This is a genomic window from Paraglaciecola sp., from assembly GCF_039964565.1.
Lineage (GTDB): Bacteria > Pseudomonadota > Gammaproteobacteria > Enterobacterales > Alteromonadaceae > Paraglaciecola.
Genome location: NZ_JBDVXF010000042.1, coordinates 32,353 through 54,022 on the forward strand (window position 1 = coordinate 32,353; position 21,670 = coordinate 54,022).

Genomic DNA, 21,670 nt, shown 5'->3' on the forward strand with positions numbered 1-21,670 from the left:
AATTCTAAACTAGAGATGACACATATTATGCAATATCGAGGTTTCATTTTTGCGTTGATTTTACTTTTGATAGTAAGTTTGAATGTTGTGGCAGCATCGCAACCACAGTTCCCTCGTCATCAAATCCACGAGATAGCTAAAGGCATAAATTATCCTTGGTCCATTGCATTTCTGCCAGATCAAAGTGTATTGGTAACTGCGCGTAGTGGTCAATTATTACGGATCCGCGAAGGGCAATCCCCAGAGCTAATTGCTGGCTTACCAACTGACATTTATGTACAAGGGCAGGGGGGATTATTAGATGTGGTTTTGCATCCCAATTTTGCATCCAATGGTTGGCTGTATCTTTCCTATTCTATGGGGGAGCATGACAAAAACGCTTTGCAAGTCATGCGCGCAACACTCGTGGGCGATCAACTAACTGAACAACAAGTTGTGTTTACGGTTTCACCTTATAAATCTACACCAGTGCATTTTGCTGGTCGTATGACCTTTTTGCCCGACCATACCTTATTAATAACAAGTGGTGATGGATTTGATTATCGAGAACATGCGCAGAAACTTGATAGTTTATTGGGCAAGGTCATCCGCATAAACCACGATGGCAGCGCTCCCGCAAACAATCCTTATTTTAGTAAAAATACCGATTCGTTAACGAATTATATTTTTAGTTATGGACATAGAAATGCTCAAGCGATTGTGTTTGATCCTGTGCGCCAAGTGATTTTTTCCAATGAGCATGGGCCAGACGGAGGCGATGAACTCAATATTATTCAAGCGGGGGTAAATTACGGTTGGCCGGTGATTACCTATGGTAAAGATTATATAGGTGGCCGCATTAGTCCGTTTACAGAATACCCGAATATGCAGCAACCTTTTATCGATTGGACTCCTTCAATTGCGCCCTCAGGTATGGCGGTTCACGGTGGCGAACAATTCAAGTCATTGAATGGCGACTTATTAGTGAGTGTGCTCAAATTCAAAGAGGTACGCTGGGTGCAAATGGATGGTTTGAAAGTAACTGGGCAAGTATCGTTATTCAAAGAACTTGATCAAAGAATTCGAGATGTGCGCGTTCATCCTGATGGTTCTATCTATATTTTAACCGATAGCGTGCAAGGCAAGGTACTAAGAGTTGTGCCTAAATAGCGCGAGATTTGCTCAAAATATGTATTTTTGTTAAAAAACTGTAAATTTCAGTAACTTATAACTTAAATGAATACTGATTATAGATAAACAAAGCGAGTTCACAATTCCACTTTTTAATAATAACCCTTATAATAGTCAGGTTTTATTCCTGCTTATGTAATTAATGTTTGTTTTTACAAATGATGCTTAGTTGCTAAAAATTAAGTAGACAGTCGCAAAATTTCACCCTGCTAATTACCCTACTATTAGCACGTTATAACCCTTGGGAGTTGTATATGAGTTTGTTTTTAGAATACCTTGAAGAAATCGAAAATCGTAAAAAAGATCTAGGATTGGCTCCCAAGCCAATTGATAGTGCTGAATTATTAGCTGAGATTATCGAGCAAATTAAAGACTCGGGCCATGAGCACAGAGATGTATCGCTGAATTTCTTCATCTATAACACCTTGCCAGGAACCACTAGTGCGGCGAGTGAAAAAGCAAAATTCTTAAAAGAAATTATCCTTGGCGAAGCCGTTATCGCCGAAATTTCAGTTGAATTTGCCTTTGAATTGTTATCGCACATGAAAGGCGGCCCTTCAATCGAAGTGTTACTTGATCTTGCATTAGGTGATGACGCAGCATTAGCGACTAAAGCATCTGAAGTATTAAAAACGCAGGTATTTTTATACGACGCAGATACAGCTCGCCTTGAAGCGGCTTTTAAAGCAGGCAATGAGGTAGCTAAAGAGTTGTTAGAAAGTTACGCTCAAGCTGAATTTTTTACTAAGTTACCAGATGTAGCTGAAAAAATTGAAGTGGTCACTTATATAGCGGGTGAAGGTGATATTTCTACTGATTTATTATCACCAGGTCATCAAGCTCACTCTCGAGCAGACCGTGAATTACACGGCCAATGTATGATCACTCCTGAAGCGCAGCAAGAAATACAAGCATTACAAGCTAAACATCCAAACGCAAAAGTGATGTTAATCGCTGAAAAAGGCACTATGGGTGTAGGTTCATCACGTATGTCAGGTGTCAACAACGTTGCACTTTGGGCCGGTAAACAAGCGAGTCCTTATGTACCCTTTATTAACATTGCGCCAGTAGTTGCTGGTACCAATGGTATTTCTCCTATCTTCCTGACTACCGTTGACGTTACTGGCGGAATTGGTCTTGACCTTAAAAACTGGGTTAAGAAAGTTGATGCTAACGGCAACACAGTGGTTGATGATAACGGCGATGCAGTGTTGGAAGAAGCCTATTCAGTGGCGACTGGAACCATTTTAACCATTGATACAAAGGCCAAGAAATTATACAACGGCGACAAAGAGTTGGTTGATATTTCATCTGCCTTTACTCCGCAAAAAGTAGAATTTATGAAAGCCGGTGGTTCTTACGCCGTGGTCTTTGGTAAAAAATTACAAACCTTTGCTGCTGAAACTTTAGGTATCGAAGCGCCAGCTGTCTTTGCACTTTCAAAAGAAACTTCAATCGAAGGTCAAGGTTTAACCGCAGTTGAAAAAATATTTAATAGAAATGCGGTAGGCGTGACTTCTAAAAATGCCTTACATGCTGGTTCTGACGTGCGGGTCAAAGTGAATATTGTGGGTTCACAAGACACCACTGGCCCTATGACTTGCCAAGAACTTGAAGCAATGGCTGCGTCAACTATCTCTCCAATCGTTGATGGTGCGTACCAATCAGGTTGCCACACCGCGTCTGTTTGGGATTCAAAAGCAAAAGCGAACATTCCTAAACTAATGAGTTTTATGAACGCATTTGGCCTTATCACAGCACGTGATCCTAAAGGTGTTTATCCTGCAATGACTGATGTTATTCATAAAGTATTGAATGATATTACTGTGGATGATCGCGCAATTATCATAGGTGGTGACTCTCATACTCGTATGTCTAAAGGTGTCGCATTTGGTGCTGACTCAGGCACAGTAGCCTTAGCACTAGCAACAGGTGAAGCGGCCATGCCTATCCCTGAGTCTGTAAAAGTAACCTTTAAAGGTGAAATGAAAGGTTATATGGATTTCCGTGACGTGGTGCATTCCACACAAGCGCAAATGCTTAAGCAGTTTGGTGGCGAGAATGTGTTCCAAGGCCGTGTTATCGAAGTACATATTGGTACTTTATTAGCCGACCAAGCATTCACCTTTACTGACTGGTCAGCAGAGATGAAAGCCAAAGCGTCTATCTGTATCTCTGAAGATGAAACCTTAATTGGCTCGTTAGAAATTGCTAAAAGCCGTATCCAAATCATGATCGATAAAGGTATGGAAAATCCAGCTAAAACGCTACAAGGTCTTATCGATATTGCTAATAAGCGTATTGAAGAAATTAAGTCAGGTTCAGCTCCAGCGCTTACTCCAGATGATAATGCTAAATATTACGCTGAAGTAGTCGTTGATTTAGACCAAATTGACGAGCCAATGATCGCCGATCCAGATGTCAATAACGACGACGTATCAAAACGTTATACCCATGACGTTATTCGCCCTGTTTCGTACTATAAAGGTAAGCCTGTTGATTTAGGTTTTGTTGGTTCTTGTATGGTGCATAAAGGTGATATGCAAATCATTGCGCAAATGTTCCGTAACATTGAAAAACAAAACGGCAATATTGAATTTAAGGCCCCATTGGTTGTTGCTCCGCCAACTTACAACATTGTTGATGAGCTTAAAGCTGAAGGTGACTGGGACATCTTGAAAAAGTATTCTGGTTTTGAATTTGATGATGCTAACCCTAAAGGTGCGGCACGGACTAAGTATGAAAACATCATGTATTTAGAACGCCCAGGTTGTAATTTGTGTATGGGTAACCAAGAAAAAGCCGAACCAGGCGATACGGTTATTGCTACCTCAACTCGTTTGTTCCAAGGACGTGTTGTTGCGGACTCTGCGGACAAAAAAGGTGAGTCATTACTAGGCTCTACTCCGTTGGTTGTGCTTTCTACTATGCTGGGTCGTTTCCCTACTATGGACGAATATACTGCAGCGGTTGAAGGTATTAACCTGACTGATTTTGCTCCACCTACACATGCATTAACGTCAGCACCAGCGGTTGCAGTTAAAATTGCTGATCCTGTTTAGGAAATACATTTCGTAAACTAAAAATATTCAGGGTTACTGTTTTAGTTAATTGAGAGGCCACTCTCAATTAACTAAAACGTTTAGGTAGCCCTTTGTTATCCAGAAACTAATTTGCAGCTCAAATTTCCCCTCTTATTTTTACACCAAAAATATCATCAAATAAGCAAATATTGATAGAACGCAATCTTAAGCTTTGTCTAATGTACACTTTGTAATAATACCCCTTATACTTGTGAGGTTAGATTCCTATACCCAAGATATCGTAACGTTAATGGGTCAACTTAGAGGATAAAATTGTGCTAGAAGCCTATCGTAAACACGTTGCAGAACGTGCCGCAGAAAATATTCCACCTAAACCACTTAATGCAGAACAAGTCGCCGGCTTAGTCGAATTGTTAAAAGCGCCACCTACAGGTGAAGAGGCAACTTTATTAGAGCTGTTGTCTGAACGGGTACCGCCGGGTGTGGATGAAGCCGCTTATGTTAAGGCTGGGTTTCTAACCGCAATTATTGATGACGAAACCTCTTCTCCTCTGATTTCAAAAGATGCCGCAATTCAACTGTTAGGCAATATGCATGGCGGTTATAACATTGTCACTTTAGTTGCCGCCCTTGATAATCCAGACTTAGCAGAATTAGCCGCTGAAGAATTGAAACATACCTTGTTAATGTTTGATGCGTTTCATGATGTTGAAGAAAAATCCAAAGCTGGTAATGCTTACGCAAAAGACATCATTGAATCATGGGCTGACGCAGAGTGGTTTACGTCGCGCCCTGAAATGCCAGAAAAAATCACAGCGACTGTGTTTAAAGTAACGGGTGAAACCAATACCGACGACTTGTCTCCGGCGCCTGATGCGTGGTCTCGCCCAGATATTCCTTTACACGCCCGTGCCGCATTTAAAATGACCCGCGACGGTCTGGAGCCCGAAAAACATGGCGAAGTAGGACCACTAAAACAAATCGAAGATATGAAAGCCAAAGGTTATCCTGTTGCTTTTGTAGGTGACGTAGTGGGTACGGGCTCATCTCGTAAGTCAGCCACCAACTCAGTGTTGTGGTTTTTTGGTGAAGATTTACCGGGCGTGCCTAACAAACGCGGCGGGGGGATATGTATTGGCAGTAAAGTTGCGCCCATTTTTTACAACACAATGGAAGATGCCGGAGCTTTAGTATTTGAAGCCGATGTTGAAAAAATGAACATCGGTGATGTGATTGATATCTTGCCGCTTGAAGGCAAAATTACAGACGCAACAACAGGCGAAGTATTGGCTGAGTATCAATACAAGTCTGAAGTTTTACTTGATGAAGTGCGCGCTGGTGGACGTATCAACCTTATTATTGGTCGCGGCCTGACAGAAAAAGCCCGTGAATCTTTAGGACTTGGCCCCACAGATTTATTCCGCAAACCCGAGCAACCAGCGGATACAGGCAAAGGTTATACCTTAGCGCAAAAAATGGTTGGCCGAGCATGTGGTGTAGACGGTATTCGCCCAGGCACCTATTGCGAACCCAAAATGACCACTGTTGGATCACAAGACACCACAGGTCCTATGACTCGAGACGAGCTTAAAGACTTAGCCTGTTTAGGTTTTACTGCAGACTTAACTATGCAGTCTTTTTGTCATACTGCAGCCTATCCTAAGCCGATAGATATCGAAACTCAGCATACCTTGCCAGATTTTATTATGAACCGTGGCGGTGTTTCATTGCGTGCTGGTGACGGTATTATTCATTCATGGTTAAACCGAATGTTATTACCCGATACAGTGGGAACCGGTGGTGATTCTCATACTCGTTTTCCGTTAGGTATTTCTTTTCCTGCTGGGTCGGGATTAGTGGCTTTTGCCGCTGCAACAGGTGTGATGCCGTTGGATATGCCTGAATCAATATTGGTGCGTTTTAAAGGCGAAATGCAACCTGGCATCACTTTACGTGATTTAGTTCATGCCATTCCTTTATACGGAATTAAACAAGGATTATTGACCGTTGCTAAAAAGGGTAAAGTGAACGCCTTTTCAGGGCGAATTTTGGAAATCGAAGGATTAAGTAACCTAACGGTAGAACAAGCCTTTGAGTTATCTGATGCATCAGCCGAACGTTCGGCAGCTGGTTGTACAATTAAACTTTCACAAGAGTCTATCGCCGAGTACCTCAATTCTAACATTACTATGTTACGTTGGATGATCAACGAAGGTTACGGTGATGCCCGCACATTAGAGCGCCGTGCTCGTAAGATGGAAGAGTGGTTGGCGAAACCTGAATTGATGCAAGCTGATGCGGATGCCGAATATGTTGAAACAATCGAAATTGATTTAGCGGAGATTAAAGAGCCGATTTTATGTTGTCCTAACGACCCCGATGACGCCAAAACCTTGTCTGATGTTGCAGGAAACAATATTGACGAAGTCTTTATTGGTTCATGTATGACTAATATCGGTCATTTCCGTGCGGCGGGTAAACTGTTACAACAGTTTGATGGTACCTTACCCACACGTTTATGGATGTCACCCCCCACTAAAATGGATCAGGCGCAGTTAACCGAAGAAGGCTACTATGATATTTATGCCAAATCTGGGGTGCGTCTTGAAATGTCTGGGTGTTCACTCTGTATGGGAAATCAGGCAAGGGTAGAGCCTAATTCCACGGTTTTATCTACATCTACACGTAATTTCCCGAATCGTTTAGGAGACGGCGCAAATGTATATTTGTGTTCAGCGGAGCTGGCTGCGGTAGGAGCAATTATGGGGAAAATTCCTTCAACTGACGAGTACATGTCTTATGCTAGTAAGATTGAGTCTATGTCTGCTGAGGTATTTAGGTACCTAAACTTCGATCGTATGGACGCCTTCCAAAAAGCGTCAGAAGCTGCCAAAGCCAACATTATTCCTACCCTGAGTATCGCGTAGTATCTAACCTGGCAGCAAAAACCGGTATTGCCTCTTGGGAATACCGGTTTTTTTATGTTTACTGTTACTTATCTGAACTTTTCATTATTTTTTCATTCAGATGATTAACTATTTTTGATTGGGAATAATAATGCGACGTTTTATCAAAATTGGATTACTAGTAGCCGTAACCATTTCATTTATTGGTTGCACTAAAAGTCACGTTAGACAATTTGTTGGCAGCGCAGTGGCCGATGGTGCTGACACCGAAGTGAAATATAATGCACTTGAATGCAAAACATTGCAGCAGCGATGCGTGCAAGGTGATTTCCAAGAATGGGAAACCAGCAACAAAGAGATAGGTTGTTCCTGTAAAAGATTGTAATCTATTCACCTAATTTTTATTAAGTAATCTTCATCATGACTATTTTTCGTTTTCCGCTGGTATTTATATTTTTAACCCTTATTGCGTGCCCACGTTTTGCAAACGCTGATGATATGGTTTTCAAGCAGATTCAGGTTAAGGTGCAGCAGAAAATGTATCCACTGGAGTATGCCAATACGTTTGAGTTGCGGGCACAAGGTTTAATGCACAGAGAGTCTATGTGCAAAAACTGCGGCATGTTGTTTAACTTTGAACAACCCAAATATGCTGGCATGTGGATGAAAAACACTCTTATTCCATTAGATGTGGCATTTATTCGAGCTGACGGAAAAGTCACTGATATTAAGGCTATGCAGCCCCATGACTTATCGACCACAAGTTCTTCACAGCGGGTGCTATATGCGTGGGAAATGAATCAAGGATGGTTTGCAAAAAACGGTATCCAGGTGGGGGATACCGTTATGATCCCTGCTAACTAAAGGCCAAAACTTACAGTTTTGGCGTTAATCTAGCGTGAGTGAGTTGCTCAAATTCAAAAGCCGCTTGCACCAGCACCGCTTCTGATAATTTGGCGCCCACAAAGCTAATGTTGACAGGCATATGTTTTACTTTCCCCATAGGTACAGTGATGTGGGGATAGCCGCTCACTGCAGACGCCGAGCCTGCTGACCCCATATAGTTGTCACCATTAATGTGGTCTATTTTCCAGCCTGGTGCCGTAGTTGGAGCAATTAAAAAATCCACTTTATGTTTGGCTAAAGTGGCATCAATGCCCTGGGCACCTGTGATTAGTTTGCTATTGGTAAGTGCGTCTAAATAGGCCTTTTCGTTTAGATTAGGTGCGGCTTGTGCCGCGATGAATATTTCTTGCGCAAATTCTGGCATAGTGCGGGGCGCAAACTCGATGTTTTTGGCAATGGCGTCTTCAAGGCTCTTCAATGGTGCTTTAGATTGTACCAAATACTGATTAAGATCTGCTTTAAACTCTGCCAACAAAACTGTGTATTCGGCGTCGCCCCATTCCCCTTTAGTTTCGATATTTGCGTTGTCCACTATGATGGCTCCGGCTTTTTCAAATATAGCTAGTTGCTGGTTAAATACTTGATCTAGCTCAGGGTGATAACCCATCATATTGCGCATCACGCCTATTCGTTTACCTTTGAGCTCACCTAATTTTAGGTGCTGTCTTAGACTCATTGGCGGCAAAGCGGCTTTGTCGGTAGGATCTTGGCCCATCATGGCTTCTAACATAATGACTGAATCGGTTACCGTACGGGTCATGGGACCCGCAGTATCTTGAGAATGGGCAATAGGAATAATACCGCTTCGGCTTAATAAACCTAAAGTAGGTTTAATACCCACTATGCCGTTTACCGCAGCAGGGCAGGTGACTGAACCGTCGGTTTCGGTCCCTACTGCCAATAACGCAAAATCGGCCGCAATAGCAGCGCCAGAACCCGCACTAGAACCACAAGGAGAACGAGTAGGATCGTGTGGATTCAGGGTTTGCCCATATAAACTGCTCCAGCCGCTTGAGGATTTTGAGGACCGAAAGTTGGCCCATTCAGACAAGTTTGCTTTACCTAAAATCAATGCATCTTCTGCAATTAAACGCGCTACTACAAAAGCATTGTGCGTAGGTTTATGTTCACGCATGAGCCAAGAGCCAGCACTATTCACCATACCTTTAGCATCAATATTGTCTTTCAGTAATACAATCGCCCCAAACAAAGTGCCCAAAGGTTTTTTGTCATCTAGTTTGTTTTGTATTACGGCGATTTGTTGCTTTAAGGCGGGGTTAATCTCAGCAACAGAGTTTATTTTGATACCCTTGGCGTCGTATTTATCAATGCGATCCAGATAGTAGTCAACTAACTCGGCCAAAGTGGCGTCGCCATTGCGCAACAGCATTTGGGTTTTGGCCAGAGTTAAATTAGAAAAATCGGCCTTATCGGCAGAATTAATAAAAGGCGCGACACACCAAAGGGATAGCGCGAGTAATAAAGACAAAAAACAACGCATTGCAGCTACTCAGTAAATTAACGAAAGGGTTATATTGCCGAAAGTCTTCTCAAATAGGTAGCCTTGATAGCGCTGTTTTCAATAGCATCATCAAAATAGGTGATTAACTCGAATATACTATTCCAAAAAAGCTGATTAATACTCTAATTTTTGTTTTTTAATTATAAGTGAAAACTGTTATTTTGTGAGCAATAAGTTTGAGTTTAACGAGTGAAAAAACAGTGAGTAATAGCGCGATCCATAACCTGAATGTAGCTAAATTTGGTGGTACTAGTGTGGCAAATTTTGCTGCAATGGAAAACTGCGCCAGAATCATTCAAAACAACCCGAACACAAAAGTAGTAGTGGTCAGTGCCTCGGCCGGTGTCACTAATTTGTTGGTAGATATAGCCCATACGGCTATGTCTAAGGAACAAATAAAACAAAAGCTCATCGAAATCGAAAGTATTCAACACGCTATTTTACATGCCCTTGAAAATATCGACGAAGTCGCACCAAAATTACAGCAGTTGTTAGACTCATTATCTGATTTAGCCTTACACGAAGAAATAATCCATCGCGCTGATTTAAAAGATGCATTGTTATCCCATGGCGAAAGAATGTCGTCACTGTTGTTTACTGCGGTTTTGAACCAAACACAGCTAAAGGCTGAAAACTTTGATGTACGTAACGTTCTCAAAACCGACAGTGAATTTGGGCAAGCGGTACCTGATCTACAACAAATTGCCACGGCATCCAAACAATTGATGTTGCCTACTTTGGTGGATACTGTTTTAGTAACCCAAGGGTTTGTGGGTTGTGATCAGCAAGGCAATACTACTACCCTTGGGCGTGGTGGTTCGGATTTCACAGCGGCACTTTTAGCTGAAGGCTTAGGCGCGCAAACTTGTGAAATATGGACAGATGTCATTGGGGTGTATACCACTGATCCTAGGATCACCGCAGCAGCACGTCCGCTTCCTGAACTCAGTTTTGAAGAAGCCGCCGAAATGGCCACCTTTGGTGCCAAGGTATTACATCCAGCCACAATGGAACCGGCGCTAAGACAAGACATCAAAGTGTTTGTTGGCTCAAGTCGTGAGCCAGAAAAAGGGGGCACTTGGATTGTACGAGATTGCAAAGTAGAACCTTCTTACCGCGCGATTACGCGCCGCAAAGAACAAGTTATGGTAACCGTTAAAACCCCAAAAATGATGTATGCTCAGGGGTTCTTGCAAAAAGTATTTACTATCATTGCTGAGCATAAACTCAGTGTTGACTTAATTACCACATCAGAAATTTCTGTCTCTTTTACTCTAGACAACCCCGCCAATTCTGTACTGGAACGACTAAACCAAGAAACCATAGAAGAACTCGCGCAATTTTGTGACGTGCTGGTAGAAGAAAACTACGATTTAGTTACGGTAGTGGGCAATAATATGCACAGTGGAGCAGGGGTTTCTAGCAAAATTTTTGCTGCCGTTGCCGACTACAACTTACGCATGATTTGTTATGGAGCCAACCCTCATAACTTGTCTTTATTGGTCAGTGACAGTGACAGCAAAGATGTTGTGTGTGCGCTGCATAAGTCTTTGTTTGAATAAGTGAAACATCAGGCTTCGAAGGCTGCCTATTGATTTTTGCCGTACTAAAAACATCACAGATGCTTTTAGTACGCAACTTTCCCCTCTCAAAAGCGCTATTCTTAATACTTACACATCCAATAGTGCAGTAGGATTTACCAAGCTCTCCATTGTATATTCTTAGAATTTACAAGAGTTATATTTCCATTTTTATAATATATGTCTTGATAAAAAGGGGATGGTGATTAGTTTTGTCGTTTTATTCGGGTTCTCCGGTGCCGACAAAACCGTACATGCGAGAAATTAAGTGGTTGTGTTTTTCAACGAAATATTGACCGTGTTGGACTGTTTTCGAGCCATCTGGTCCTAAGCCGCTAAAGGCAACGGTGGCGCGTGTCATTTCACCTATGGTATCGCTCTTGACTACATTTGCTGACCAACCCGGAGCATTTGCACTAAACATGCCTACATATTCGCTTAACGCGTCTATACCCACTAGTGTATTTGGCGTGCGAGGATCGTTGTACTGTATATCTTTCACTGAAGATTGGGTTATTTTTTCAAGGCGCTTTTTTGCATCTTCAATTTGCCATGCTTCAAAAAATATAGAGATTGGGTCTGACATATTTACATCCAATTTGAGTTGAGTGAATCCGGAGTTTAGAACGTTAATCATCATGTAAAAAGTGAGTGTATCTTAGTTTCGTTTCAGGTGGTAATTTAGTCGAATCGTAGTGAACAAGGCCAAGCAAACTAATGTTGATTGTCGCAGCGTTGTTTGAATGAGTCTAAATGTTTAATGAGGCAATATGACCAAAACTTACTTATTTGATTGGGGCGACACACTAATGGTTGATTTCCCCGAGCAACACGGGAAAATGTGCAATTGGCCTAATGTTCAAGCTGTGGATGGGGCCTTGGCGACACTCAAAGCACTATCGAAACAACATCTAATTTACGTCGCTACCAATGCAGCGGACTCTAGTGAACAAGATATTCAATTCGCGCTTAAACGAGTAGGATTGTCTTACTTTATCAATGGTTATTTCTGTAAAGCTAATCTAGGTATAGGTAAGGGAACGCCAGAGTTTTTTCATAAAATAACTGAACGACTGCGCGTCAAACCCCAATCAATTATTATGGTGGGTGATAGTTACGATAAAGATATAAAACCAGCAATCTCTGCAGGCATCCAAGCCATTTGGTTTAACCCTTCGATAACCAGTACCGATGCAACAAAGGGTATAAAACAAATTCACCATTTGTCCGAGCTTTGTAGATAAAACAAGGTTTTCAGCAAGGGCCCTATTAACATGGTGGTTACGGAGATTATTGAAAAATAATGTCTAGTACACTCGATATTTAAATTTCAAGTATTAGCAATTATCTACAAAAAAAGACATCAAGTTAAATTCACGTCTAAAACCTATATGGCATGTGCTATGGGTGATGCAGGCTAAATATGGTTGTGCTTTAGATAGTATTTTCTAGTCATTAGCTTGACGTAGTTAAGTCGATGTTGAGAAGCTCCCTACAACTTTTCCCTTAGATTACCATCCCAAGCCATAGTAGTATTGTGTCCATAGCGAAACGTCTCGCTACTAGAATAATCATAAAAGGATGATTTAATGAATAAGAAAACCTTAACAGGGTTCATTGTAATCTGTTGTAGCCTTATGTTAACGACATTTGCGCATGCTGCAGATACTAAAGAAGCAGATAAAAGAGCCGAATATATTCGTTCACATTACGCAAAATATGAATATCAGATCCCTATGCGTGATGGAGTGAAATTGTTCACTTCGGTTTATATCCCCTACGACAAAGCAACTCAATATCCTATGATGATGCAACGCACGCCTTACCGTGTTGCCCCTTATGGTGTCGATAAATATAAAACCAAATTAGGGCCAAGTGAGATTTTTGAAAAAGAGGGCTTTATCTTTGTTTTTCAAGATGTGCGCGGCAAATTTATGTCTGAAGGTGAGTACGTCAATATGCGTCCACAAGACGCAGGTGAAAGAGGTGGCAAAGCCACCGATGATGCCACAGACACTTACGACACTATCGACTGGTTAGTAAAAAATGTGCCTAATAACAACGGCAAAGTAGGCATGTGGGGTACCTCATATCCAGGGTATTACACTTCTGTTGCGGCTATTAACAGTCATAAAGCGCTTAAAGCTATTTCACCTCAAGCACCTATTGCCAACTGGTTTTATGATGATTTTCATCGAAATGGTGCGTTTTCTACTCCAATGGCATTTATTTTCTTCGATACTTTCGATAAACAACGCGAAGGACAGTTTGCCTATTGGCCAAAAGGAATGGATTCGGTTACCCCTGATGGTTATGAATTTTTCCGAAATCTAGGTCCATTAAGTAACGTTAATAAAAACTATTTTAAAGGTGAACGACCTTTTTGGAACGAATTAACAGAACATCCAAATTATGATGAATATTGGCAAGCGCGTAATGTATTACCTCATCTTAATAATGTAAAACCAGCTACGTTAGTCGTCGGTGGTTGGTATGACACCGAAGATCTTTATGGCCCTTTGGCCACCTATCAAAGCATGTCGAAAGCGAATAAAAAGGACAACGTCCATCTCATTATGGGTCCTTGGTATCACGGCCAATGGAATGCCAAAGATGGCAGTAAAATGGGTGAAGCGGAATTTGGATTTAACACTAGCGAATGGTTCCAAGAACGCATTCTTTTACCCTTTTTTAAAGACAACTTAAAAGACTCAAAGAAAGGTAAAAAAACCAAAGTTGGATCTTTGGCTCAAGCCACAATGTTCGAGACGGGCGCGAATCGTTGGAGAGAGTTCGATACTTGGCCTCCTAAACAAGGTAATGATGTGGTGCTGTATATGGGGGCCAATGAAAAATTACTTGAGAAAAAAGAAGCTAAAGGTGGTTCAAGCGATTACATAAGCGATCCGAAAAAACCCGTTCCCCACTCAGATAAAGTGAGTCGTGGTTGGGATCGTCCGTATATGGCCGAAGATCAACGTTTTACCGCGCGTCGTACTGATGTCTTGGTGTTTAACTCTGAGGTGGCTACAGAAGATCAAACTATAGCAGGTGCCATTGATATTAATTTATGGGTTTCTACTGACCAAAGTGCCGCTGATTTTGTAGTGAAATTGGTAGATGTATTTCCTGGCATGGATGAAACCAGCAATAAAGTTGACAAGAAAACGGGCAATCGTCATGAACTAGTGCGTTGGGGTATCATTCGTGGGCGCTTTAGAAACAGCATGAGCACGCCTGAGCCCTTTGAACCTAATAAACCAACCTTGGTTAAGTTTGAATTGTACGATGTTTTACATACCATCAAACGTGGCCATAAGTTACAAATTCAGGTTCAAAGTAGTATGTTTCCATTTATGGACATGAACCCGCAGAAATATGTCGATAATATCTTTAATGCGACAGAAGAAGATTATGTTAAGGCGCAACATAAGTTGTACCACAGCGAACAATATCCAAGTTCGATATCGTTTAAAGTAATAGACCAATAGGCATAGTCACTATCGCAATAACATAAAAACAAAAAACGCCTGAATAGGCGTTTTTTTTAAGGGCTAGATCAGTGTCAAATTTAATCTAGGTGATACTTAGAAACAGACAAATCATCCTCTCTCAATACCATATTCACTCAATTTTTTTTGCTAAGTGCTCGCCATTTTGATGTAAGGTTAAACTCTCTACTGTGCCATCTTTGAGCGTGTTGAACGTGAGTTTGATATCAGTGTTTTTGAGCATTAATTGATTGATACCGATGGCAACCAATTCAACTTTTTCTTGGCCAGTGGCCTGGGTATACATTTTGTTATCTTCGCTAAAAATATTGATATGAAAAGTAGGGGCAAGTTGATATTTGCCCACATAAGTCGTAAATACCTTGGGGTCCAATTTGATTTCATTAAACGTAGCAATAGGTTTATCGGTTTTTAGCCAAACTTTCGCTTGCCCAGTACTGTTTAAGGTCACTGAATTAATCTTTGCTGCGTTATCGCGATTGAAGGTTAGTGTGACAATACTGTCTTCAAAGAAAAACTGGTCTTTGGCAAAAGGGAAAATTTTATACCGGGTACCACCACTTCTTAAGGAATAGAGTTGGCCATCTTCAAAGGTAAAGGTTCGCAAATCATCAGGGGCTTTTTCGTATACACCTTGATAGGATTTTAATAATTCATCATTGAGATTGACTTTTTTCCAGTTGAAGGGGTTATCGATGGCAATGGCTGCCATTTTGTTTGCAGTATCACCCGGAGCATTGCAGTTACAGTTAGAAAAGACTGCGACAAATACCTTTTCTTCAGGTAACCAAATCGAAGCGGTTAAATAACCGTTAATGCCACCACCGTGTTCGATCATGGGTGAGCCTTGAATGTTGCCAATAAACCAACCAAAGCCATAATCAATCTTTTCACCGCTGTTTAGAACGCCCATTTGATGGGCCATTTTTCGGCTTGTTTTGTTAATCACTTTATCGTTCATAATAGCTGTGTACCAAGCGTATACATCATCTACAGTGGATAACAGTGATCCTGCAGCATAAGGTTGAGTCATGCTTAAAAAGTCAGCGTTTATATAGGCATCATCTGTTTTGCTGTAACCATAAGCACGATTTTTGATGATCCTTGAAGTTGAGCCATAAGATGAGTTGCTTAAGTTCAAGGGTTGGAACAGGTGATTCTGAATGTAATCAGCATAGGTTTCACCAGACACCAATTCAATAATGTGGCCTAACAAGATATAACCAGAATTGTTATATCTAAATTGCTCACCGGGAGCAAAATCCATTGGTTCATGTTTAAAGTAATCAATGAGTTGTGTTGGGGTGAAATCTCTTTTGCGTTCCTGTGCATCCCATTTTTCGAGGCTAGTATAACTTTTAATCCCAGAAGTGTGATTCAACAGATGTTTGATTGTAATAGTGTGACCGTGAGTAGGGTAATCTTTGATGTACTGCGTTATGTCAGCATCTAAGTCAATCTTGCCTTCTTCGGCAAGCTTTAGGATAGCCACGGCGGTGAATTGTTTACTAATTGAGCCAATGCGAAATATGTTTTCTGGCGTCATTTTGACACCTAATTCTAAATTGGCCATGCCAAAGGCCTTACGGTATACCGTTTTTCCATCTTCGACGACTAAAGCCACACCTCCAGGACCATCAGCTGTGAATAGATTATTAAGTAACCTATCAAACTCACTCGTAGTACTTTTCGCTTGTCCCGTCAGTGAAAATGTAATCAAACATAACGTCAAAAAATATTTTTTCATGTATCCCTTCATCCTTTATTTATCAAATTAGCTAGAAAAATAGTAGGCCAAAACTATAGTATAGAAAATCGCATATATAGGCGTGAAACATTCAATATTTTGGTTTACTTGATTATCACCATAAATGACCCTTTCTCTTTCGCTAGTGAGTAGTTCATATCACTCAATTGAGAGTGATGGAGAAATCACTCCACCACTTCACTATTCAAAAGGCTGAGTTAAACCTAATGATCTTTAGCGGGGTTTAACAATACTGGCTCACCAAACCCTAGCGCTTTCATCCGAGCTAGTTGTGTATTGGCATCACCTACAAACAACCAGATCATTTGATTGGCTAACAAATACTTGTCAGCAAGCGCTTTGACGTCTTTTACCTTGATGTTGTTGACTGTTTTTTCTCGTTGTTTAACGTAATTCTTTGGCCAGTTGTATTTACTAATGTTATTTAATAATCCTAATTTCGCATTGGCTGTTTCGAATGCTCGAGCGTTACTTTTGATCAAGAAACTTTTACTGGTGGCAAGGTCTTGCTGTGAGTAATTTTTTCCGTAGTTTTCAAGGATTTCTTTGATTAACTGCGCAGACTCTAAGGTGACGTTTGAACGTACTTGGCTAAAAATTCTAAAGATGCCTGGATCTTTGGTGCCAGAGAAACCAGAGAAAATCCCATAGGTATAACCTTTTCCTTCACGTAATTCTTGAGTGAGTTGCGAAGCAAAACTGCCACCCCCAAGAATGTAATTCATAATAGTCGCAGGATAGTAGTCTTTGTCTGTTGTGGCCAATGCGGGATAGCCAATGTTTACTACTGTTTGTTTAGCTCCTGGTATATCGTAAAAATACACTTTAGATTCGGAAGGGCGATTCGCTGTGGTAAGTTTAGGCAGAGTGACTTTAATCGCAGGCCATTTGGCTCTTAATGTCGACAATGATCCTAGTACCGCTTTTTTAGCAATCGCCCCTACCACATGAATTCTAGTTAAATTAGGTGACAGATTGTTTTGGTAAAAGCTTTGGATATCCTCTAAAGAAATTGCTTCGACTGCGCTTTTGTTTCCCAATATGTTTTTTGAACGGATGTTATTTTCACCATAGATCAATTCGTTAAACGTATTGTTTGCTACGCTTCTCGGATCTGCTTGTTGCTGGCGAATTTGCGATAATGTTTGTTGCTTAATTAAAGCAAATTCTTTTTTGTCCCAGCGAGGTTCCAATAGGATTTCTGTAACTAAGTCCATGGTTTGTTGATAGTTTTTAGCTAGGGTATTTACCTTTATGCGAATGTCTTCTTTATTGGCAGATACAGAAATGGATGCACCTAGTTGTTTAATGGCATTTTCTAGGGCTTCTGGTGATTTATTTTTGGTACCACTTGTGAGCATTTGTGCAAGTATATTAGCCATGCCCACTTTGTTTAGGGGCTCTAATAATTGCCCGCCGTCTATGACTAGCTCAACGTCAACCAGAGGTACTTCGTGTACTTCAATGCCAAGTACTTGGATATTGTCAAGTTGCCCTTGCCATATATCTGGCACTATTGCATCCGCTGACTCACCATAATCGGGTTCTATTGAACGATCAAATGTAGAAGGTGTTTTGGTGTAAGACGCTACCACATTAGGGTTAACCTGCTTTTCTGCTCCCTGAACCACTTGTTCTTCGGTTACTTTAGCTTGAGTCGAGCCTTGCACCGCTAGTCCGAGTTTTCCTTTAGGAACAAAACTAGTGACTACATAGTGTTTGTTTTTAATGTATTGGTTATACACTCGTTTTACATCTTCAGCGGTGACACTGAGAATGGCTTCGATTTCTGTTGCAGCGTAGCCAGGATCACCAGTATAAATGTTGTAGTAAGCTAATTGCGCACCTTTACCTAGTACACTCGATAGTTGATTATAAAAATTGGTTTCTTGGGTGGCGAGAATTCGTTGCAAATTTTGCTCAGAAATCCCGTCTTTCTCGAATTGCTTAAAGGCTTGATCAATACCACTGTTCACTTGGTCTAAATCTATATCGCCATAAGCTCTGGCAATTAAATAAGCTTGACCAGCTAGTTCACTGGTTTGATGATAAATAGTGGCACCAGGCACTAGCTGCTTTTCTTCAACTAGCACTTTGTAAAGCGGTGCAGATTTCCCATTGGCTAGGTACTCAAACAATACGTTTAAAGCATAAGAGTCAGGGTGGTACTGTTCTACTGTGGGATAAGTGCGTGTGAGCTGTGGCTGGTTGGCAAAGTTGTCTTCATGGTAACGTTTTTTAGTTTCCGTTAATTTTGCTGCACGTTTTTTAAGAGGTGTGATTTTTTCGCCAGCTTTGATTTCAGAAAAATATTTTTCTACCCACTGTTTTGCCTGCACGGGGTCAAAGTCACCAGCCAGCGTTAAGGTGACGTTATTCGGCACATACCAACGTTTAAAGAATTGTTTGACGTCATCCAAAGTGGCAGCTTGTAAATCTGCAAGTGAGCCAATTACTTGCCAATTATATGGGTGATCTTGCGGATAAAGATTCTGATCGATGACATACCAGTTGTGGCCATAAGGGGCGTTATCACTGCTTTGGCGTTTTTCGTTTTTGACGACCTGTTTCTCTTTTTCTAAAACGGGCACTGTAACTGTATTAATAAACCAACCGAGTTTATCGGCTTCTGCCCAAATCATTTTTTCTAGGGCGTCTTTTGGTACGGTTTGTAAATAATTGGTTCGGTCTCTAGAGGTGGAACCGTTGGCCCCAGAGCCACCAATTTTGGCTGATAGTTTATCTAAGCCGCCTTTACCTAAGTTTTCTGATTCTAAAAACAACAAGTGTTCAAATAAGTGAGCAAATCCAGTGCGTCCAGCTATTTCTCGAGCTGATCCTACGTGGGCGGTTAAGTTTACTGCTACAACCGGATCAGAACGGTCAATGTGAAATACCACTTCTAGGCCATTGTCTAAAACAAACTTCTGGTAATTGACCTCAAATTTCGGGTTTTTAATGGGTTCTTGCGCTGATATGCTGTGAAATGTAGTAAAAGTGCTAGTCAATAACACTAGGTAACAAAGTGCTTTTTTCATTTTGAGCCGTCATTAAGTGGAAGGAAATTAACCTTCAGATAATTGCATACTTAGGTAAGGACTGAAAGCTTTGGGTTGTTCAGTGGCTTCATTATATTGTTACATTGAATGTCAGCAAATATGATGCTCATTACGTGGTAAGTGAGAGTTCGACTAATCGATGTAAGTAGCGACTAGCCGAGTGTAGACTCTTAATATTGCTGGTTGGTCGATGGCGTTATTTTATTTCGCACCGAAGGCTGTAATTAGTGGAGTAAGCTGTGCCTCAAAATGTTTCCATTGTTCCCTAGCACTCGAGTTTATCGGCTGGCGGACCTGCTCAGAGCTTGGGGTTTTAATGGTACGTTTTGTTTTGTGAAAATCTAAACAAGATGCTTCAAAGGGCAACTGGCAAAAGTCTAATAAACGTCTCACTTGGCCTTCTAGATCATCAATTACGTCTTCGTGCTGCACTTTTAATACGTAGCCCGGTAACACACTGTTCCAATGATCCATTAATGACAAATAGGATTGATAGTAGTGGATCAGATTGTCTAAGTCATAAGAAAACTCTTGTCCTTCAGCAAACAACTGTTTGTATCCACTAAAGCAACAGGCTATGGGATCACGTCTAGCATCAATTATCTTGGCTTTGGGAAGAATCGATTTTATCAAACCAATATGCATAAAGTTATTAGGCATTTTATCGATGAAAAATGCTGCTCCTTGACGATAACACCGAGTATCAGCGATAAATTGTTTACCGAAGCGGGCGAAATATTCGTTGTCTAATTCAGCCACTATTTTGGGATAGCCGCTTTTACTATTTCTTAACCTCGCTGCTAGTCCTAATACATTATGTAATTCCATAGTGCCGTCTACTTGAGAATGTGAGGCTAATATTTGTTCTAGTAAGGTGGAACCGGCTCTGGGCAGGCCCACTATAAAAATAGGATCCGGGCTTTGATCGCCAAGATCTTGATAAGTTTTAAAATAATCAGCCGTGAAAACAGATTTTTGCGCCTCAACTTGTTCACTTACTTTGACTTGTGAGTAATGACTGCGCTGATTTTTTGAAGCATTACCTTTTTGGTAATAACTGAAAGCAGTATCGAATCGTTTGCGATCTTCATAAGCTTTAGCCAAAGCGAATTCAAGATGAGCCTTGTCGTCTTGTTCAATATCGATTTTATCCAGTTGAGTCTGCATCAAGGTTAATTCTTCGTCGGTAAATCGATAGGTTTTAGTATTGGCTAAACTCCAGAATGCATCACCGTAGTCGGGGCGAATTTTGTAAGCTTGTTGATAAGCTGCTATTGCCTGCTCAATATTGCCGTTTGCTTTGTAAGCATGTCCAAGAAGCAGTTGTATGCCTGGTAGGTCGTTGCGGTCACCAATAATCTGTTGATAAAGCTCGATGGCCGGTTCAACCTCTCCTATTCCCACCATAGCGCCAGCTTTTGCTGCAAGATATTGGTGATTACTCGGGTGTTCGTTTAGTAACTGTTCGGCCTGTAGTTTGGCCTGCTCAAATTTACCTAGTTTAGATAATAATTGTACGTACTCAGCTCTGGCTGCTTCATGGGTTGGGTGGATCTCAACGCAGCTTTCTAGTAGAAACTCGGCTTCATGATACAGTTTTAACTTGATGCCAATTTCACCTAGCAGCAGCATGGCTTCAGCATGGTGTTTGTGATTTTGCAAAAAACGACGACATACGCTATCGGCTAGACCTAACTTACCTTCGTACATAAGGTCTCGAGCGCCACGAATTTCTACCGGTAATTGCAAGAGGTAGGCGATTTGCTGACTAGCAAATCTTTCCCCCGCGCTATGATTCAATTCAGCATATAAAGGGGCTAACTTCTGCCAGCTGGATAATAATGCTGGATTAAGTCTAGTGGCTTTGGCAAAGGCTGCAGCTGCGCTGGGCTTATTATCAGTACTTAGAAATAGATAACCATTTTCTTGGTGGGCGCGAGCATGATTAGGATCTGCAGCAATGAGTGTTTTGAGCGTTTCGGTTGCTTCGTCTATCAGCCCTTTGGTACGCTGGGCAACGGCCAGCATATAGTATGCTTCGATTTTTTCTTGAGTATCTTTTGGGTTTTCTAGTACTCGCTGGCAAAGTGATATGGCGTTGTCACTTTCGCCTGCTTGTAGCGCTCGTTTAATATCGTCAATCTTGATGTGATTTTTGCTGTTGTCTTCGCCAACGTTTGTTACCACGCGTTTCCTCCAGAGG

13 protein-coding genes are annotated in these 21,670 nt (G+C 41.3%); 8 read left to right on the plus strand and 5 right to left on the minus strand.

Annotated features, from left to right (window positions below; translation table 11 throughout):
- Nucleotides 1-27 precede the first annotated feature (27 nt).
- From ABJK37_RS18170 to ABJK37_RS18190, 5 genes are all read left to right on the plus strand, one after another.
- Nucleotides 28-1,149: a PQQ-dependent sugar dehydrogenase gene (locus ABJK37_RS18170; protein ID WP_348356891.1), complete on the plus strand. Its 1,122-nt coding sequence runs from the start codon at nucleotides 28-30 to the stop codon at nucleotides 1,147-1,149.
- A gap of 275 nt (nucleotides 1,150-1,424) precedes the next feature.
- Complete coding sequence (locus tag ABJK37_RS18175) at nucleotides 1,425-4,232, plus strand: bifunctional aconitate hydratase 2/2-methylisocitrate dehydratase (RefSeq protein WP_348356893.1); 2,808 nt, start codon at nucleotides 1,425-1,427, stop codon at nucleotides 4,230-4,232.
- A gap of 296 nt (nucleotides 4,233-4,528) precedes the next feature.
- Nucleotides 4,529-7,141 carry a bifunctional aconitate hydratase 2/2-methylisocitrate dehydratase gene (acnB, locus tag ABJK37_RS18180; protein ID WP_348356895.1) on the plus strand — a complete coding sequence of 871 codons (2,613 nt, stop codon included), beginning with the start codon at nucleotides 4,529-4,531 and terminating at the stop codon, nucleotides 7,139-7,141.
- A gap of 130 nt (nucleotides 7,142-7,271) precedes the next feature.
- The gene (locus ABJK37_RS18185; RefSeq protein ID WP_348356897.1) at nucleotides 7,272-7,505 is read left to right on the plus strand and encodes a hypothetical protein; all 234 of its coding nucleotides are present in this window, start codon (nucleotides 7,272-7,274) and stop codon (nucleotides 7,503-7,505) included.
- A gap of 35 nt (nucleotides 7,506-7,540) precedes the next feature.
- Nucleotides 7,541-7,984, plus strand: coding sequence for a DUF192 domain-containing protein (locus ABJK37_RS18190; RefSeq protein WP_348356899.1), 444 nt, complete (start codon nucleotides 7,541-7,543; stop codon nucleotides 7,982-7,984).
- A gap of 10 nt (nucleotides 7,985-7,994) precedes the next feature.
- On the opposite strand, the gene ABJK37_RS18195 is transcribed toward ABJK37_RS18190, so the two are convergent.
- A complete protein-coding gene (locus ABJK37_RS18195; protein WP_348356901.1) occupies nucleotides 7,995-9,527 on the minus strand; it encodes an amidase in 1,533 nt (510 codons plus the stop codon).
- A gap of 221 nt (nucleotides 9,528-9,748) precedes the next feature.
- Here ABJK37_RS18195 and lysC point away from each other — a divergent pair, with 221 nt between their 5' ends.
- Nucleotides 9,749-11,110 (plus strand): lysine-sensitive aspartokinase 3, encoded by a 1,362-nt coding sequence (lysC, locus tag ABJK37_RS18200; protein WP_348356923.1) that lies wholly within the window; start codon nucleotides 9,749-9,751, stop codon nucleotides 11,108-11,110.
- Nucleotides 11,111-11,348: 238 nt separating this feature from the next.
- On the opposite strand, the gene ABJK37_RS18205 is transcribed toward lysC, so the two are convergent.
- Nucleotides 11,349-11,714: a hypothetical protein gene (locus ABJK37_RS18205; protein WP_348356903.1), complete on the minus strand. Its 366-nt coding sequence runs from the start codon at nucleotides 11,712-11,714 to the stop codon at nucleotides 11,349-11,351.
- 184 nt (nucleotides 11,715-11,898) lie between these two features.
- Between ABJK37_RS18205 and ABJK37_RS18210 the strand changes: the two genes are divergently transcribed.
- Together ABJK37_RS18210 and ABJK37_RS18215 are read left to right on the plus strand one after the other, a co-directional pair.
- A complete protein-coding gene (locus ABJK37_RS18210) occupies nucleotides 11,899-12,372 on the plus strand; it encodes an HAD family hydrolase (RefSeq protein WP_348356904.1) in 474 nt (157 codons plus the stop codon).
- Nucleotides 12,373-12,717: 345 nt separating this feature from the next.
- On the plus strand, nucleotides 12,718-14,619 hold the full coding sequence (locus ABJK37_RS18215) for a CocE/NonD family hydrolase (RefSeq protein ID WP_348356906.1): 1,902 nt from the start codon (nucleotides 12,718-12,720) through the stop codon (nucleotides 14,617-14,619).
- A gap of 133 nt (nucleotides 14,620-14,752) precedes the next feature.
- On the opposite strand, the gene ABJK37_RS18220 is transcribed toward ABJK37_RS18215, so the two are convergent.
- From ABJK37_RS18220 to ABJK37_RS18230, 3 genes are all read right to left on the minus strand, one after another.
- Nucleotides 14,753-16,387 carry a serine hydrolase gene (locus tag ABJK37_RS18220; protein WP_348356907.1) on the minus strand — a complete coding sequence of 545 codons (1,635 nt, stop codon included), beginning with the start codon at nucleotides 16,385-16,387 and terminating at the stop codon, nucleotides 14,753-14,755.
- A 224-nt stretch (nucleotides 16,388-16,611) separates the two neighbouring features.
- A complete protein-coding gene (locus ABJK37_RS18225; RefSeq protein ID WP_348356909.1) occupies nucleotides 16,612-19,446 on the minus strand; it encodes a pitrilysin family protein in 2,835 nt (944 codons plus the stop codon).
- Between the two features lie 222 nt (nucleotides 19,447-19,668).
- Complete coding sequence (locus ABJK37_RS18230; protein WP_348356911.1) at nucleotides 19,669-21,654, minus strand: sulfotransferase; 1,986 nt, start codon at nucleotides 21,652-21,654, stop codon at nucleotides 19,669-19,671.
- Nucleotides 21,655-21,670: the final 16 nt, after the last annotated feature.

Excerpts from the sequence above, each read along its gene's own strand:
- ABJK37_RS18220 (WP_348356907.1), bottom strand. The coding sequence starts at position 16,387 with ATGAAAAAATATTTTTTGACGTTATGTTTGATTACATTTTCACTGACG.
- ABJK37_RS18210 (WP_348356904.1), top strand. The coding sequence starts at position 11,899 with ATGACCAAAACTTACTTATTTGATTGGGGCGACACACTAATGGTTGAT.
- ABJK37_RS18175 (WP_348356893.1), top strand. The coding sequence starts at position 1,425 with ATGAGTTTGTTTTTAGAATACCTTGAAGAAATCGAAAATCGTAAAAAA.
- ABJK37_RS18185 (WP_348356897.1), top strand. The coding sequence starts at position 7,272 with ATGCGACGTTTTATCAAAATTGGATTACTAGTAGCCGTAACCATTTCA.
- ABJK37_RS18190 (WP_348356899.1), top strand. The coding sequence starts at position 7,541 with ATGACTATTTTTCGTTTTCCGCTGGTATTTATATTTTTAACCCTTATT.
- ABJK37_RS18170 (WP_348356891.1), top strand. The coding sequence starts at position 28 with ATGCAATATCGAGGTTTCATTTTTGCGTTGATTTTACTTTTGATAGTA.
- ABJK37_RS18225 (WP_348356909.1), bottom strand. The coding sequence starts at position 19,446 with ATGAAAAAAGCACTTTGTTACCTAGTGTTATTGACTAGCACTTTTACT.
- ABJK37_RS18195 (WP_348356901.1), bottom strand. The coding sequence starts at position 9,527 with ATGCGTTGTTTTTTGTCTTTATTACTCGCGCTATCCCTTTGGTGTGTC.
- ABJK37_RS18205 (WP_348356903.1), bottom strand. The coding sequence starts at position 11,714 with ATGTCAGACCCAATCTCTATATTTTTTGAAGCATGGCAAATTGAAGAT.
- ABJK37_RS18215 (WP_348356906.1), top strand. The coding sequence starts at position 12,718 with ATGAATAAGAAAACCTTAACAGGGTTCATTGTAATCTGTTGTAGCCTT.